This is a genomic window from Bacteroidia bacterium, from assembly GCA_019695265.1.
In the GTDB taxonomy this organism is placed as follows: Bacteria; Bacteroidota; Bacteroidia; order JAIBAJ01; family JAIBAJ01; genus JAIBAJ01.
Window position 1 is genome coordinate 1 of record JAIBAJ010000088.1, and the last position, 15,602, is coordinate 15,602.

The 15,602-nt window shown below is 40.2% G+C and carries 12 protein-coding genes; 7 read left to right on the forward strand and 5 right to left on the reverse strand.

The genetic code is table 11. From position 1 onward, the window contains the following. Window positions 1–849, reverse strand: an 849-nt coding sequence (locus K1X82_11780; protein MBX7182782.1) for a M1 family peptidase, incomplete at its 3' end; no start/stop codon positions are given. A 713-nt stretch (window positions 850–1,562) separates the two neighbouring features. On the opposite strand from K1X82_11780, the gene K1X82_11785 reads away from it, so the two are divergent. The 3 genes from K1X82_11785 to K1X82_11795 are packed head-to-tail and all read left to right on the forward strand — an operon-like array spanning window position 1,563 to window position 4,964. After that, window positions 1,563–3,095 carry an aldehyde dehydrogenase family protein gene (locus tag K1X82_11785; protein MBX7182783.1) on the forward strand — a complete coding sequence of 511 codons (1,533 nt, stop codon included), beginning with the start codon at window positions 1,563–1,565 and terminating at the stop codon, window positions 3,093–3,095. 55 nt (window positions 3,096–3,150) lie between these two features. After that, on the forward strand, window positions 3,151–4,437 hold the full coding sequence (gene hemL, locus K1X82_11790; protein MBX7182784.1) for a glutamate-1-semialdehyde 2,1-aminomutase: 1,287 nt from the start codon (window positions 3,151–3,153) through the stop codon (window positions 4,435–4,437). Then, a complete protein-coding gene (locus K1X82_11795) occupies window positions 4,437–4,964 on the forward strand; it encodes an HD domain-containing protein (protein MBX7182785.1) in 528 nt (175 codons plus the stop codon). The genes hemL and K1X82_11795 overlap by 1 nt, the downstream gene beginning before the upstream one ends. A gap of 239 nt (window positions 4,965–5,203) precedes the next feature. On the opposite strand, the gene K1X82_11800 is transcribed toward K1X82_11795, so the two are convergent. After that, the gene (locus tag K1X82_11800; protein ID MBX7182786.1) at window positions 5,204–6,187 is read right to left on the reverse strand and encodes a hypothetical protein; all 984 of its coding nucleotides are present in this window, start codon (window positions 6,185–6,187) and stop codon (window positions 5,204–5,206) included. An 82-nt stretch (window positions 6,188–6,269) separates the two neighbouring features. Between K1X82_11800 and K1X82_11805 the strand changes: the two genes are divergently transcribed. Further along, window positions 6,270–6,440, forward strand: coding sequence for a hypothetical protein (locus K1X82_11805; protein ID MBX7182787.1), 171 nt, complete (start codon window positions 6,270–6,272; stop codon window positions 6,438–6,440). Between the two features lie 85 nt (window positions 6,441–6,525). Next, window positions 6,526–8,016, forward strand: a complete 1,491-nt coding sequence (gene cysS, locus K1X82_11810; GenBank protein MBX7182788.1) for a cysteine--tRNA ligase — start codon at window positions 6,526–6,528, stop codon at window positions 8,014–8,016. Window positions 8,017–8,019: 3 nt separating this feature from the next. On the opposite strand, the gene porV is transcribed toward cysS, so the two are convergent. From porV to K1X82_11825, 3 genes are all read right to left on the reverse strand, one after another. Then, window positions 8,020–9,297 (reverse strand): type IX secretion system outer membrane channel protein PorV, encoded by a 1,278-nt coding sequence (gene porV, locus K1X82_11815; protein ID MBX7182789.1) that lies wholly within the window; start codon window positions 9,295–9,297, stop codon window positions 8,020–8,022. Then, window positions 9,266–10,135 (reverse strand): hypothetical protein, encoded by an 870-nt coding sequence (locus K1X82_11820; GenBank protein MBX7182790.1) that lies wholly within the window; start codon window positions 10,133–10,135, stop codon window positions 9,266–9,268. The genes porV and K1X82_11820 overlap by 32 nt, the downstream gene beginning before the upstream one ends. A gap of 114 nt (window positions 10,136–10,249) precedes the next feature. Further along, the gene (locus K1X82_11825) at window positions 10,250–11,254 is read right to left on the reverse strand and encodes a nucleotidyltransferase (protein ID MBX7182791.1); all 1,005 of its coding nucleotides are present in this window, start codon (window positions 11,252–11,254) and stop codon (window positions 10,250–10,252) included. Window positions 11,255–11,412: 158 nt separating this feature from the next. On the opposite strand from K1X82_11825, the gene K1X82_11830 reads away from it, so the two are divergent. After that, window positions 11,413–12,165 carry a 5'-nucleotidase C-terminal domain-containing protein gene (locus tag K1X82_11830; GenBank protein ID MBX7182792.1) on the forward strand — a complete coding sequence of 251 codons (753 nt, stop codon included), beginning with the start codon at window positions 11,413–11,415 and terminating at the stop codon, window positions 12,163–12,165. Between the two features lie 127 nt (window positions 12,166–12,292). Beyond that, a complete protein-coding gene (locus K1X82_11835) occupies window positions 12,293–15,202 on the forward strand; it encodes an insulinase family protein (protein MBX7182793.1) in 2,910 nt (969 codons plus the stop codon). The last annotated feature ends 400 nt before the right edge of the window (window positions 15,203–15,602 follow it).

Genomic DNA, 15,602 nt, shown 5'->3' on the forward strand with positions numbered 1-15,602 from the left:
ATATTCCGGTTCCATGTAGTAATTCACTTCCAGGTCTCTCCATTTATCCTTCACAATATTCCATTTACCTACGGCCATCATAGAAAGGTAAGGGGCGGCGGGCAGAGTTTGTTTCCAGCAATCGGTGTGGGTTCCGCCCGGATTTTCGGTACTATAAATCAGTACTCCATTACTAAGTGTAACAAACGAAGTATCGACAGTAATCAGGATTTCCTGGGTCATACGTTCATTAGGTTTATCGATGGTAGGAAACCAGCAGGAGGAGGCTTCGGTTTCACCTTGAGTCCAGAGCTGTTTAGGCTTATTTGTTTCTGTGCCGAAGCGATTAATAAAGTACAGTCCTTTATCGGAGGTAATTGCCTCGCTACCGCCTTGTTCAATTTCTTCGGGTTTAGCGATGTATTTGATATAAACCGACAAACTTTCGTTTCGTTTATACATTTTATCCAATTGGATATGGATTTTTTGTTTGTCGTAGGTATAGGTTAGGGGGCTTCGGCCGGCACTACCTTGCAAAGCTATCTCTTTGATTTCCATACCTTTAGCATCAAGCACCAATTTATCGCTGGCATAGAAATAGGGTTTAAGTTCCAGGATAGCAACACCGTTCATTTCGGCTTTTTCCCAATCGAAATTGGCTTCAATACGAGTATGAATAAGGTCAAATTCCCTTTTAGCACTTCCGCGGTATTCGGCAGGGCGGCCGCTAACAACCAGTTCCTCCAGCGAATCAATTCTTATTTGAATATCAGAAACCTTTTGCTGTTTGGTGGATTTACACGATGAAAAGGCAATAATTACAAACCAAAAGGGTATTAAAATCGAGGTATTTTTTGCGTTCAAAAGCATGAAAATGGATGATGGCAATGTTAATGAAATATTAAGGAGAAACAGCAGGGAGTTTTTGGAAATAATAAACCGGCATTAAACTTTAGTTGAGAAATATGTATTCGGTTCTGAAACAAAATTTTAGGATTTTTATCCAAGGGTATAGGCAAGGTTGAGCTTAAATATTATTAGGCGGGTCCCCTTTTGCTTGCTAAGATTTGGCAGGAAAATCAGGAGAGAGGGAAGGCAAGCAAAAGGGTCGGGCTATTCGTTCCTAGTCCTCGCCCCCCTAGGCTATCGCCGTCGGGGTTCTGTGGGCTATCCACTGCTATCCCTACCCGACCCAAGGCCGGGCTGTTGGTTGTAATATCGGTCATGTTAAGGCGCTTGAAGAATTTTTATCCCAAAATTGTCATAAGAAATTTTAAACTTCGTTTTGAGACAAGTGTTAGGATGGTTTTCAAGTAATTTTTACCGAGAGAACATTATGTAATATCAATTTATATATTAGTTGTCTTATGTAAAATTGTTATAACATAATGTAACCTCGGCACTAATTATCACTAGCTCGGGGTTAACCCGAATCTTCCCACATCCCACCTCACTTGCCATTTGTTCACTTCGTTTCAAATGACAAGTGCGGGTTTATCAAACAATACCTTCTCGTTTAGAATGTAACTTTTGTTCCATACAGCCAATTTATTCCATGTTATCTTTGCCCACAATTTTTTACTATGCAATTACCTGAAATTCTTTCTGCACTTGGCCTTTCCAAAGACAATCCCGGTGTTTCAACCGGATTTTCGTTTAATGGAGGCAGTGGATCAACCCTTGAGTCTTTTACTCCGGTTACCGGAGAATTAATAGCCCGTGTTACCTCGGCCACAGAAGCCGAATACAACCAGGTAGTAGAAGTATCGCAAAATGCTTTTATAGAATGGCGCAATTGGCCTGCACCAAAACGAGGAGAAGTAGTTAGACAATTTGGAGAGGAGCTTCGCAAATTTAAGGATCCCCTTGGCCGATTGGTTTCCTGGGAAATGGGGAAAAGTCTGCGTGAAGGATTGGGCGAAGTGCAGGAAATGATTGACATTTGTGATTTTGCCGTTGGATTAAGTCGGCAATTGTATGGTTTAAGCATGCACAGCGAACGACCCAACCACCGGATGTATGAACAATGGCATCCAATAGGAGCGGTTGGGATTATTTCAGCCTTTAATTTTCCGGTTGCCGTATGGAGTTGGAATTCGGCAATTGCCTGGGTTTGTGGAGATGTTTGTATTTGGAAACCTTCGGAAAAAACCCCTTTAACTTCTGTTGCTTGTCAAAAAATAATTTCGGAAGTTTTTAGAAGAAATGCTGTACCGGAAGGTGTTTCTTGTTTGGTGAATGGAGGAGCAGAACTAGGCAAATTACTTTCGGCAGACACCCGTATTCCGTTGGTTTCGGCCACAGGCAGCACCCGAATGGGAAAAGCGGTGGCAGTTGCTACAGCTGCCCGACTTGGTAAAAGCTTATTAGAACTGGGCGGAAACAATGCTATTATTATCACTGAAAATGCCGATTTAAATATTGCATTAATTGGAACCGTTTTTGGTGCGGTAGGAACTGCCGGACAGCGTTGTACAACCACCCGCAGGTTAATTATACACGAAAGCATTTACGACAAGGTAAAAGAGCGTTTGGTTTCGGCTTATTCCCAATTAAAAATTGGCAACCCATTGGACGATTTGGTTCATGTAGGTCCATTAATTGATGCCGATGCGGTAAAAAACTACCAAAACACCTTGACAAAAATTAAGGAGCAAGGAGGAAAAATGGCTGTTGAGGGCGGTGTTTTAGAAGGAGGGGTTTATGCCAGCGGTTGTTATGTTAAACCCTGCATAGCTGAGGTTGAAAACCATTATGAAATTGTTCAGCACGAAACATTTGCTCCAATTTTATATCTGATAAAATATAGCAACCTGGAAGAGGCGATACGTTTACAAAATGCGGTACCCCAAGGTTTATCTTCGGCCATAATGACCACCGACATGCGTCAAGCAGAGTTGTTTCTTAGTGCCCGAGGAAGCGATTGTGGAATAGCCAATGTGAATATTGGTACCAGTGGAGCAGAGATTGGTGGAGCTTTTGGTGGAGAGAAAGAAACCGGTGGTGGTCGCGAGTCGGGAAGTGATTCCTGGAAAGCCTATATGCGTCGCCAAACCAACACCCTTAATTATGGATCGGAATTACCCTTGGCCCAAGGCATTAGTTTTTCATTGTAGTTAACGATAAAAAGAGCAGCATTTCATACAATAACCAACCTTATCCCTGGCAAGCATGAAAAGAACCGAATCAGAAAAGCTATTTGAAAAAGCGAAGAATTATTTTCCGGGAGGAGTAAACAGTCCGGTTAGGGCTTTTCGATCTGTTGGAGGAACCCCTTTGTTTATTGAAAAAGGGAAAGGCAGTAAATTATTTGATGCGGACGGAAATGAGTTTATTGATTATTGTTGTAGTTGGGGTCCATTAATTTCGGGGCATGCCAATCCGGTTGTGGTGGAAGCCATAACCCGAGCAGCCATGGATGGAACCTCTTTTGGGGCGCCTACCCGTAAGGAAAACGAACTTGCCGAACTAATACTTTCCAACCACAGGTACATTGAAATGTTGCGTTTTGTTAGCTCAGGTACAGAAGCAGTAATGAGTGCCATTCGTTTGGCGAGGGGTGTAACTAAGCGAGCTAAAATTCTGAAGTTCGAAGGGTGTTATCATGGACATGTTGACGCCTTGTTAGTTAAGGCCGGATCGGGCTTAGTTACCTTTGGGAATAGCAGTTCTGATGGAATACCGGAGGCTGTTGTAAAAGAAACCATTACCATACCATTGGATGATGAAAATTTAGTAGAAGAAGCCTTCACACTTTATGGTGATGATATTGCAGCAATAATTATTGAACCGGTTCCGGCAAATAATGGACTCTTGCTTCAGCGGAAATCCTTTTTAGAATTTCTTCGAAAAATAACCCAGCAATATGGCTCTCTGCTTATTTTCGACGAAGTAATTAATGGATTTCGAATAGGATTTGAAGGAGCGTCAGGGTATTATGCCATACAACCCGACATTATCACTTTTGGAAAAATAATTGGTGGAGGTTTACCGGTTGGGGCATATGGAGCAAGCGCTGAAATTATGCGAAACATTTCACCGGAAGGCAAGGTTTACCAGGCAGGAACATTAAGTGGAAACCCTATGGCCATGGCTGCCGGAAAAGCACAGTTGGGCCTTTGTTTACAACCCGGCTTTTACGAAGGAATTGCCCAAAAGTGTGAGCAATTAAGTTCATCTTTAGAGGCACATGCCCTTTCCAGGGGACTTCCATTCAAAGTTATCCGAATTGCCTCTATTTTTTGGATAGCCTTTTCAGATTTGGATGCCATCCGAACTGACAGCCAAATAGACCCCAAAAGCATGGAAAATTTCAAAAAGTTACATGCCTTTTTGTTGGAAAATGGCGTTTACCTAGGTCCATCGGGGTATGAAGTAGGCTTTGTTTCATCAGCACATACCGATGAAGACATTTCCTATACCCTTTCAAAAATGAAGCAAGGCTTAGATTTGTTGTAATGTCACAACAACTTCTAACTGCGCTTTTAAAGGGTTATGAACAAGCCTTAGGCCTTCATTTTGAAAAATACCACCATCATGCCATTCGGGTTTACCATTTTTCTGTTCGTTTGGCCGGGGCAAGTGAGGATGAAGATGAAAGGTATTTATTAGCTGTTTCGGCAGCCTTTCATGATTTGGGAATTTGGACTCATGGCACCTTTGATTATTTAGGACCATCGGAGCTATTGGCAAAAGATTTTCTAATAAAGCAGGGCAGGCCGGAATTAATACCGGATGTACTTGCCTTTATCGATTTACATCACAAGCTAAGACCCATTCGGGATAATAGGTTGGCCGAGGCCTTTCGAAAAGCTGATTTGATTGATTTAAGTTTAGGTTTGATACGATTTGGCATTTCATCGGAGTTGTGGAGCGATTTAAATCTGCGGTTTCCGAAGAAGGGATTTCATCGATTTATTGGAGGAAAGATCGTTAAAAGCATCCTTCAACACCCGTGGAATCCATTACCGATAGTTAAATGGTAAAGAAGGGATTGGTTAAAAAAGGAAGGAAAAGTTACCAAGCTCAGGAGTTGCGCGGATCTCGGGTAACGATAGAGGCAAGTAGCCCACAGGACACCTACGGCGATAGCCTAGGTGGACGAGGACTACAGCCGATAGCGTGACCGGTTTTGCCCTTGCCGGGCTGTCCGTGTTGCACCCAAGTAAAGTAGGGCAAAAGCGGGACCCGCCAAAACTTCAAGGCCTAACACATTCATAAAGTATTAGCCTAAGAGTTGCAGTTTAACCACCGCCACAACGGCAATCATTACCCAAAGCAAAAGTTCACCTACAAACTTGGATGCCAATTGATTAAAGAAATTGGCAAACATGAAAGACAAAGGTAAAACCAGCATCATGGTTGCTGAATTAGACCAATATTGGGTAAAAACCACAATAATTGCACTGATAATCAAGCTAAAAAACACATTGGTCAGGTACTTTTGGGCCTTTACTTTCCCTGTATTCATTAGGCTAACATGGATAAGCAAGGAAAGAAGGAACAAGATACCTGTGAAGAGGATAAAAAGTATATTGGAATTGGTAAATTTGAAATCCCATACCCAATCTAAAATACCCTCAACGAAGATGGAATAGGCCTTTTGATAAAGTTCATCGTTCAAATAATAATAGGAAAACAGATAAACAAAGGGCAACAGGAAGGCAATAAACCCAACGGACCATTCTCTCCAGTTAAAGGATCTCAATACTGCCAGAGAAATTAGCAAACCGGGGAATTGAAAAACCAGAGGAAAATAAACCAATGCTCCTAAAGAAAGGAGTAAAAATCCGAGGAAAATTTCGTTCATACACTTATCTTCCCGGTAAGTAGCAAAAATAAACCACCAACTACCCATGAGGAATAAATTGCCTAAAAGGGCGGGGTTGAGGCGGTGATCGTCAGGGAAAACAGCAATAAAAAGCAGGTACATGAGAGCCGGCAGTTGATTGGCCTTGCTTCTCATTTCGAAGGTTTCGTTTAGTCCATTAATAAGCAAAGCCCCACCAAACGAAGCCAGCAATGCCAAACTGAGAGACAAAAACCTGAATTGAGAAAAAAGAGAAACTAACCAGGTGTAGCCTACCATGGTTTTGGAAGGAACTTCGATAAAAGCAGTTTGGTTTAATGCCGGAAACCAGGCCAAGAGGCCAATAATGAACAGCAAAATATAAGTTTCTGCCCTACCCGACTTAAACAATTGTAACATTCTTCTTGATGTTTTTTCTTGCGAGTACGAAGGAAATCTAAAATTTTATACTTTCGCAGCAGAAATAAAAAAATACTGAACAATGGATTATCTATTTCGTCCCCTGGGAAAATTATTCGAAGCTACCTTTCCACTTATTAAAGGAGCCGGTCCAAGTTTTAACATGATTATGCTTGGAGTAGCCTTTATTGCCAGTTGTATTTGGGTTGCGTTAATGATTAAATTTCAAAAGGACGAAGTTCCCAACCGCTAATCAAGCCTTACCATATTGATTAAAGCCGTCCGATTTGGTTGGGGCGGCTTTTTTTGTTTTAACCCTGTTCAACTTTAGTAATTACATGAGTCAATTGACCCTTTTTAATACCCTTTCCCGAAAGAAAGAAGCATTTCAGGCACTTAATCCACCGTTTGTTGGGATGTATTTGTGCGGACCAACCGTTTATGGAGATGCGCATCTTGGACATGCACGTCCGGCGATAACCTTTGATGTTTTGTATCGGTGGTTAAAGCACAGCGGATACAAAGTACGATATGTTCGGAACATTACCGATGTAGGTCATTTAGAAAACGATGCTGATGCCGGCGAGGATAAAATTGCTAAAAAAGCCAAGGTGGAGCAATTGGAACCGATGGAAATTGCCCAGCGCTATACCGATAATTACGCTCGCGACATGGAGGCTTTGAATATTTTGAGGCCAAGTATTGAACCAAGAGCATCGGGACATATCGTGGAGCAGATTGAAATGATTCAGGAAATAGTGCAAAAAGGCTTGGCTTATGAGGTAAATGGTTCGGTTTATTTTGATGTACCCAAGTACCACCAAACCCAGCATTACGGAAAATTATCGGGAAGAGTAATAGAAGATTTATTAGCCAATACCAGGGAAGACCTGGAGGGACAAGGAGAAAAACGAAGCACCTTGGATTTTGCGCTATGGAAAAAGGCTTCACCTGAGCACATTATGCGCTGGAATTCGCCTTGGGGTGAAGGATTTCCGGGATGGCATATTGAATGTTCGGTGATGAGTAGCAAATACCTGGGTAACACTTTTGATATTCATGGTGGAGGGATGGACTTACTTTTTCCACATCACGAGTGCGAAATAGCCCAAAGCCATGGAGCCAACAACTGTGATCCGGCCAGGTATTGGGTTCATAACAATATGATTACCATCAACGGACAGAAGATGGGAAAATCGTTGGGCAATTTTATCACCTTAGGCCAATTTTTTACGGGAGACCATCCGGCTTTGGAACAAGCATACAGTCCAATGGCCATTCGTTTCTTTATTCTGATGGCCCATTACCGAAGCACGGTTGATTTCTCCAATGAAGCTTTACAGGCTGCCGAAAAAGGTTTGAAACGCTTATTGGCCGCCTATAAGTCACTTCAAAGCTTTACACCCAACCAATTTAGTGGAAAAAATACAGCTCTGGACCAGGAGAGTCTTGACAAATTAAAAGCCTGTGCTGATTTTATGAACGATGATTTGAATACGGCGGAAGTAATAGCTCGCTTATTTGAGTTGTCTGGAACCATTAACAGTTTGAAGGATGGACACCTAAAACCTGCTGATATTTCAGAAGAAACTATACTTCAACTTAAAGATGGATTCAAGCTGTTTTTGGTAGATATTTTAGGATTTCAACCGGAGACAGGTCAAGGTGATGGGAAGCTGGTAGAAGGGTTGATGCAATTAATTATTGAACTTCGGTTACAAAGTAGAGCCAATAAAGATTGGGCTACATCAGATAAAATCAGGGATAGTTTGCTTGGAGTAGGAATTAAACTGAAAGATGGCAAGGAAGTTACCAGTTGGGAGGTTTAGCTTCTAATCCTTAAAGAATCCTGTTCCCTTTCCAAGGTTTATGCTGTATGAAAGTTGAAATCCAAGTGTGTTTTCCAATGGACTTCTTTGGGAGGTATTTGGAATAAGGTAGAAAAGGTTTATTCCGGCACCCCAAAGGCCAAAACCTCCGCCAATAGTGGTGTATTGCCTTCCACCTTTCCATTTACTCTCATAAAAATAACCTGTTCTTAAAGCCCAATAAATTCGATTGTTGAGTACGTGTCGGGTTTCGAAACCAACAATATGGTTTACTTCGGCCCACTCTTCTTTCGAGCCATAGGGTGCATCGGCAAAGGAAGTAAATAGTGCGGCTAGTGAGCTGACATTTGGATTTTTTCCTTTGGCTATAATTTTATTGCCATTGGCATCTTCGAGAATTTGTCCATTGGCATTGGTAGCATAAACCGGTGGCGTTGGAACCAGAAGTTTATTTACTTCATATCCCAAATCAAAAGCGAAATAGGAGTTATTCCCCGCCTTTTGCCTGAAGGTAATTCCACATCCTATTCTTAAATTTTGAGGAAGGAAATCCTTTTGGATTTTGGTTGAACTATACGAAATTTTTGTTCCTATGTCTTGAAGACAAAGTCCGATTCCCCATTGTAATTTGCCCGTTGAATAAAGTTGAACCGTATCCCTGTAAAGAAAACCCCAATTTGTGCTAAATGCCCTACCAACTGAACCTGTGCCACCATTAAAATAACCGCCTGTAAGATTGGAATTAATATACCTAAGGCCTAATCCAAGTTTAAAAGTTCTTCCCAAAGAAACAGCGTAATTAAGGGTAGTCGCAAATTCATTGGGCTTATATTGACCAATATTATTGCCTGTATTATCTGTAAATGTTATTGGGCCCATTGAAAAATATACGAATTCAACCCCTATTGTATGCCTTTTATGAAAGGCAAAGGCAAAATTGCCACTACTGTAATTTATATCAGGAACCAAAGCCCTTAGCCAGGGTAAATAAGTAAATTGGCCATAAATGTTTTTTCTACCTGTTGCAAGTAGGGCAGGATTGCCTGCAAATCCAGCACCTTGGTAAAATGAAGAAGTTGCAGTTCCTAAACCACCTTTCCCTAATGAAACAATATCGTTATTAATAGTAAGGAATGGTACAGCTGTTATAATGGTGTTTAAGGTCTGCTGGTTGCCGGTTGTAGAATTGGCTGATTGCCCTATGCTAAATAAGGGCAAAAACAAAATAATATAGAATTTTATAAAGCGGTTACCACCCATTATCTGTTGAATTTGAATCAATAAACTTCTTTAAATTATTTGAATTCTTTAATAGAATTCTTTTAATTTCTTCATGTATTAATCCAACAGGTAAGGTATGGATTTTTTCCAATGCATTTCTAGTAGGACCTCCATTCTGAGGTAAATTATAAGAATGAAAAAAATTTGTAAATTTTAAACGATAACCATTATCTGTAATAATAAATAAAACATCACATTCGAATGAACAATTGGTCATTTTTTGGCCATTTGTGAAATTAAACCTATCATCCAAACTTTTTAAAATCGAAAATTGAATCCTATTTGGAAAACTAACATCCATTTTAACTGCATTTAATTTATTAGCCCATGATTTTGCTAATTCCAATTTCCTAGCCTCTGACAATCCGGTTGTATTTTCCATTTGGACAAATTCATACTTTCCTGTTTCAAGGTTTTTATCCAATCGACCTTTTACATCATCATTTGATGGTTCTGATTCCTTTACTACCTTCTCTTTGAGGTGTTGATTATTTTGACTTTGAAACTTTGGTTTTTCTGCAATAGACTTAGAAATAATACTTAGCGAATACCCTTTAGTTTCATATTCCTTTAATTTGACAATTTCTTCATTTGACAATTTAGCTTTTAACCTTAGCACTAATAGTAAAACCTTATCCGAAATTCCATATGACTTTATTCTATTCGCCTGATCCAATTCTTCAAATCCATAATTCCCAATAATTATTGAATCGATTACCATTGGACTTTGCCTACCTGCCTCCATCATTTCAATCTTTTCATCGGTAGTTAGATTTTGACAAAAACTTGTAAAAGTTAAAAAAAACCCAAATAATATCAAACAAAGCGATTTAATCATGTTCTTTTATTGCAGCAATATTATTAATTTTAAATCAAATATACAATAAAAAAACAAAAAAGCCCAACCAAACTTAACGCTTGGTTGGGCTTTGCCAATTTTCTAAAGTATGCCTTATTTCTCTACCGAATAATCGCTCAAAGAAACCTCCTTGGTTCCACCATTGTATTCAGCATTAACTCCAATCATGGAATTGGTAAGGTTTGCGTTTCTAAGCTTGGTTCCTTTTTGGATAATCGAGTTAGAAACTATAGTGTTTTCTACTATACAACCATCTCCTAATGAAACATGGGGTCCAACAACGCTGTTTTTCAACTTCACATTTTCGCCAATAAAGCAAGGAGGAATAATTACTGAACCCTCATTAGAAACAGAATCAGCAACCAACTTCTTGTCTTTATCAAACTCCAAAACCCTTGCATTGGTGTAAACTGTGGCATCTTTGTTACCGCAATCCAACCATTCGGTTACAGCACCCGGTACAAATTTAACCCCTTTGGTTTTCATGTTTTCCAAAGCATTGGTTAATTGATACTCCCCTTTATCTTTAATATCGTTATCGAGCAAGTATTTTATTTCTTCTCTTAAGTTGTCGCCATCTTTGAAATAATAAATACCAATTATGGCTAGATCGGAAATAAACTCGGCCGGTTTTTCTACAAAATCGGTTATTACACCTTCACCATTTAATTTAACCACACCAAATTGTCTAGGATCATCGATTCGGTTTACCCAAATAATTCCTTCTTTATTGCTATCCAACACAAAATCGGCTTTGAACAGGGTGTCGGCAAAGGCAACAACCACTTTACCGGTTAAGGAAGGTTCTGCACAATAAATAGCGTGTGCAGTACCCAAAGCAGTTTCCTGGTAATAAATACTGCCTTTGGCGCCCAGTTTTTCGGCAACTGCAACCAGGTCCTTTTCAACCTCTTTTCCGAAGGTTGGCCCGATAATATAGGCTATTTCATCCACTTTTTCATCGCATATGCGGGTAATATCTTCCACGATGCGCTGAACCATGGGTTTTCCCGCTACATGGATTAATGGTTTTGGAGTTACAAGGGTTGCTGGACGAAGCCTAGTGCCACGACCGGCCATTGGTACGATTATTTTCATTGATGCCTATAAAGTTAGCGTAGAATTTTCTCAGCGGCAGTAATAATTCAGTTGTATCGGTTGCAAACTTATTTGAATTTTTCATACTTCATAGCAGAAATCTTTTTTGGTGTTAACATTGCAATCTGAATAACCACATTGTACCACGATTTTTGGCCATGAACCACCGGACCTTTTCTATTGTTTTGTCTGGAATTTTAAGTTTTGGACTACTTTCCATTCTTCCGGGTTGCAAATCCGGTTCGGTACAATTGGTTTCTAAGGAGGATAAACTCATTTCAATTAGGGCAGATTCACTGGCAATTGATCGAGTTACCGATTCCATCATTCAACCGTTCCGTCAAACATTGGCTCAGGAAATGAACAAGGTGTTGGTAAATGCCGATTTCCCAATAGAAAAAGCATTACCCGAAAGCAGTTTAGGTAACTTGGTTACTGACATTTGCCGAAAACGCTGTTCGTTACCTTCCGATTTTAGCATTCTAAACAATGGAGGATTGAGAGTGGCCCTGCCTCAGGGTGCTATTACCAAAGGGAAAGTATTTGAATTAATGCCTTTCGACAACGAGATTGTGGTGGTTACTATTTCCGGAGAACGAATGAAAGAATTGTTCGAATACATTGCTACCAATAAAGGCATTCCGGTTTCGGGCCTAAAAGGACGATTGCTTTCCAACGGAATGACCGAAGTTTACATTGGTGACCAAGCCTTTGACCCTTCCAAAAATTACCGAATTTGTACAACAGACTACTTAGCAAACAACGGAGACAAAATGAGTTTTTTCTCCAAGCCCATTCAGTTGGAGGCCACAGGCTATAAATTAAGAGATGCCTTAATTGATGAATTTACCCAATTGGGATTGGAGGGAAAAAGCCTAAATCCAAGAACCGACGGACGTTTAAGAAATTAGTTTAACCTAACCCAAACACTCCTTACACATCCAACCAAACCATCGTTTAAGTCCGATTTAATCAAAATCGTACAGGACTATTATTTCCCATTCATTCCCTTATCTTTGACCCTTCTTTTTCCAACATATGAAAAAAATCAGTCTAATTCTTATTTCGGCCGTTGTGGCACTTTTAACTGCTTGCAGTGATAAACCAAGCGGAAATTTTGAAACCGCCAAAAACGACCCCTTGGATGCCCGCATCTACACGCTGGACAATGGTCTTAAAGTATACATGACAGTGTACAAAGATGCCCCACGTATTCAAACTTATATTGCTGTAAAAGCCGGAAGCAAGAACGACCCCAGCGATGCAACCGGATTAGCACATTACCTTGAACATATGTTGTTTAAAGGTACCGATCAATACGGAACCCTCGATTACGCCAAAGAAGAAGTGGAATTGAAAAAAATCGAGGAACTGTATGAAGTGTATCGCAAAACCACCGACAAAAACGAACGTAAAAAGCTTTACCACCAAATCGATAGTATTTCCGGAGTGGCAGCAAAATTTGCAATTGCCAACGAATACGACAAAATGATGGCTGCCATCGGTGCAAAAGGTACCAATGCTTACACCTGGGTAGAACAAACAGTTTATGTAAATGATGTTCCTTCTAACCAATTGCATAAATGGCTAAAAATCGAAGCAGAACGCTATCGCAAACCGGTACTTCGTATTTTCCATACCGAGTTGGAAGCTGTTTATGAGGAGAAAAATATCTCACTTGATGAAGACCAAAGCAAAGTTTGGGATAACCTTTTTGCCGGATTGTTTCCAACCCATACTTACGGTACTCAAACAACTATAGGAACCATAGAACACCTTAAAAATCCGAGTATTAAAAAAATCAAGGAATACTATAATTCCTGGTATGTTCCTAACAACATGGCTATTTGCTTAAGCGGCGATTTTGACCCTGATTCTGCTATTGCTTGGGTTCAAAAAGAGTTTGGAAGCATGGTTAAAAAAGAAGTTCCAAGCTTTACCCCTCCGGTAGAAAAAGCCATTACGGCACCTGTAATTAAAGAGGTTGTTGGTCCGGAATCTGAAGAAGTTGACATGGCCTTCCGGTTTGCAGGATACAACTCCAAAGAAGCGGAAATCGCCGAATTGGTGGATGGTCTTCTTTTCAACGGAACTGCCGGTTTAATCGATCTTGACCTGGTTCAACAACAAAAAATCCTGGAAGGCAGCTCCGCATTTATTGGTATGAAAGATTATTCTGCCCATATTATTTCAGGAAAAAATAAAGAAGGTCAGAAATTAGAAGAAGTAAAGGATCTTATCTTAACTGAAATTGAAAAACTTAAAAAAGGTGATTTTCCTGATTGGTTAATTACTGCTGTTGTAAATGACCTAAAAAGAAGAAAATCAAAAGAATACGAAAGCAACAATGGCCGTGCAAACGCCTTTGTAAATGCCTTCGTTTTGGATGTTCCCTGGCAAGATTACGTAGATCGTATGGATCATATTTCTTCCATTACCAAAAAGGACATCATAGATTTTGTGAAAACTCACTATACCAACAACTATGTAGTGGTTTACAAACGTACCGGAGAAGATAAAAATGTAGAAAAAGTTGAAAAACCGGCAATCACTCCTGTTGAAGTTAATAGAGATTCTCAAAGTGCTTTTGTAAAAAATGTGGTTGAAGAAAAAGTGGCTGATGTTGAACCTGTGTTTGTCGACTTCTCTAAAGAAATTACCAAAACCGAATTAAACGGTGGCGCCCTTTTATTCAGCAAAGAAAACACCGACAACAACTTATTCGACCTGGCCTATTTTATTCCAAAAGGCAAAAACGAAGACCGTAAATTAAACCTAGCGGTTGAATACCTTCCGTTTTTGGGAACAGATAAAATGAGTGCAGCCCAGATACAACAAGAGTTTTATAAATTAGGTTGTACTATGTCGGTAAACACTTCCGAAGAAGAAACGGTATTGGCCATTGAAGGACTGGATGAAAACAGGGAAAAAGCCATTGCCTTATTCGAAGATTTAATTACCCACGCTAAAGCCGATCCAATTGCTTACCAAAACGTGGTGGAAAACATTCTTAAGTCAAGGGCTAACGACAAACTAAGTCCTGAAGTTATACTATGGAGAGGACTTCTTAACTATGGAACTTACGGAAGCAAAAACCCATTTACCAATATTCTAACCGAGGCTGAATTAAAGGCGATTAATCCGGAAGAGTTAACCGCCATAATCCATACCATATTCCACATCGAACATGAAGCCTTTTATTACGGACCTTCTTCATCCGATGCTGTAAAAGCCGATTTAGAGAAAAACCATAAAGTGCTGGCTCCATTAGAAAAAGTAGCCAAATCGGATGCCTTTGTTGAGCAAGTTACCGATAAGCCAATGGTGCTTTTCGTAAATTATCCGGGTATGAAACAGGCAGAAATTATGATGATAAACAAGGGAGAGTTGTATAACAAATCCATTGTACCTAATCAGGTTTTGTTTAACGAGTACTTTGGCGGAGGTATGCAAAGTGTCGTTTTCCAGGATTTAAGAGAAAGTAAAGCCTTGGCTTACAGCGCTCGCAGCACCTACAATTCGCCTAGCAAAAAAGAACGTTCTCACTACAATATTGCTTATATCGGAACCCAATCGGATAAACTTCCCGAGGCAATGAAAGGTATGAACGACCTACTTACTACTATTCCCGAATCGGGTAAATTGTTCGATGCCAGCAAGGAGGCCATTCTCAACAAATACCGCACCGAGCGCATTACCAAATCCGGGGTATTAAGCTATTTCCGAAGAATGCGCAAATTGGGCCTAGACTACGATATCCGTAAGGACAATTTTGAATTTGTAGGAAAATCAGGGCTTCAGGATGTGAAAAACTTCCATAAAACCTATGTAAGCGGCAAACCAAAGATAATTCTGGTGCTGGGCGATAAAAATGTGCTCGACAAAAAAGCATTGGCCGCTTATGGCGAAATCAAAGAGTTGAGTTTAAAGGAAATATTTGGATATTAAGCCCTTGTTTCTGATGCAAGAACCCGGGAGATTTTTATTTTCCGGGTTTTTTTCTTTTTGAAAACAATCGTTCGCTGCCCGAAAAATCTTCAGCCCCGTCTTCGCCCATAGTTTGCCCGGCGAGTTTTATTCAATTTTTCAGGTTGTTGCAAGGGGCAAAGCTATTTGGCTCAACCGGGTTTAGCTTAGATACTGTTGGCTTTCAAAGTATCAGAAGCCGAAAACGCCTGTTACCCAAGTGCCAACTACTTCTACTATTCTTCCCAAAGAAACCACCGTTAGATTAAGCTTAAATTGGGACAATTAATTAAAGCAAGGTTACTATCGTACCCAAGAATTGGTCTTTATCGGTCACAGACCGATTTCTCAGTGGTTCAGGTTGCAAACCTGAACCGGCGGG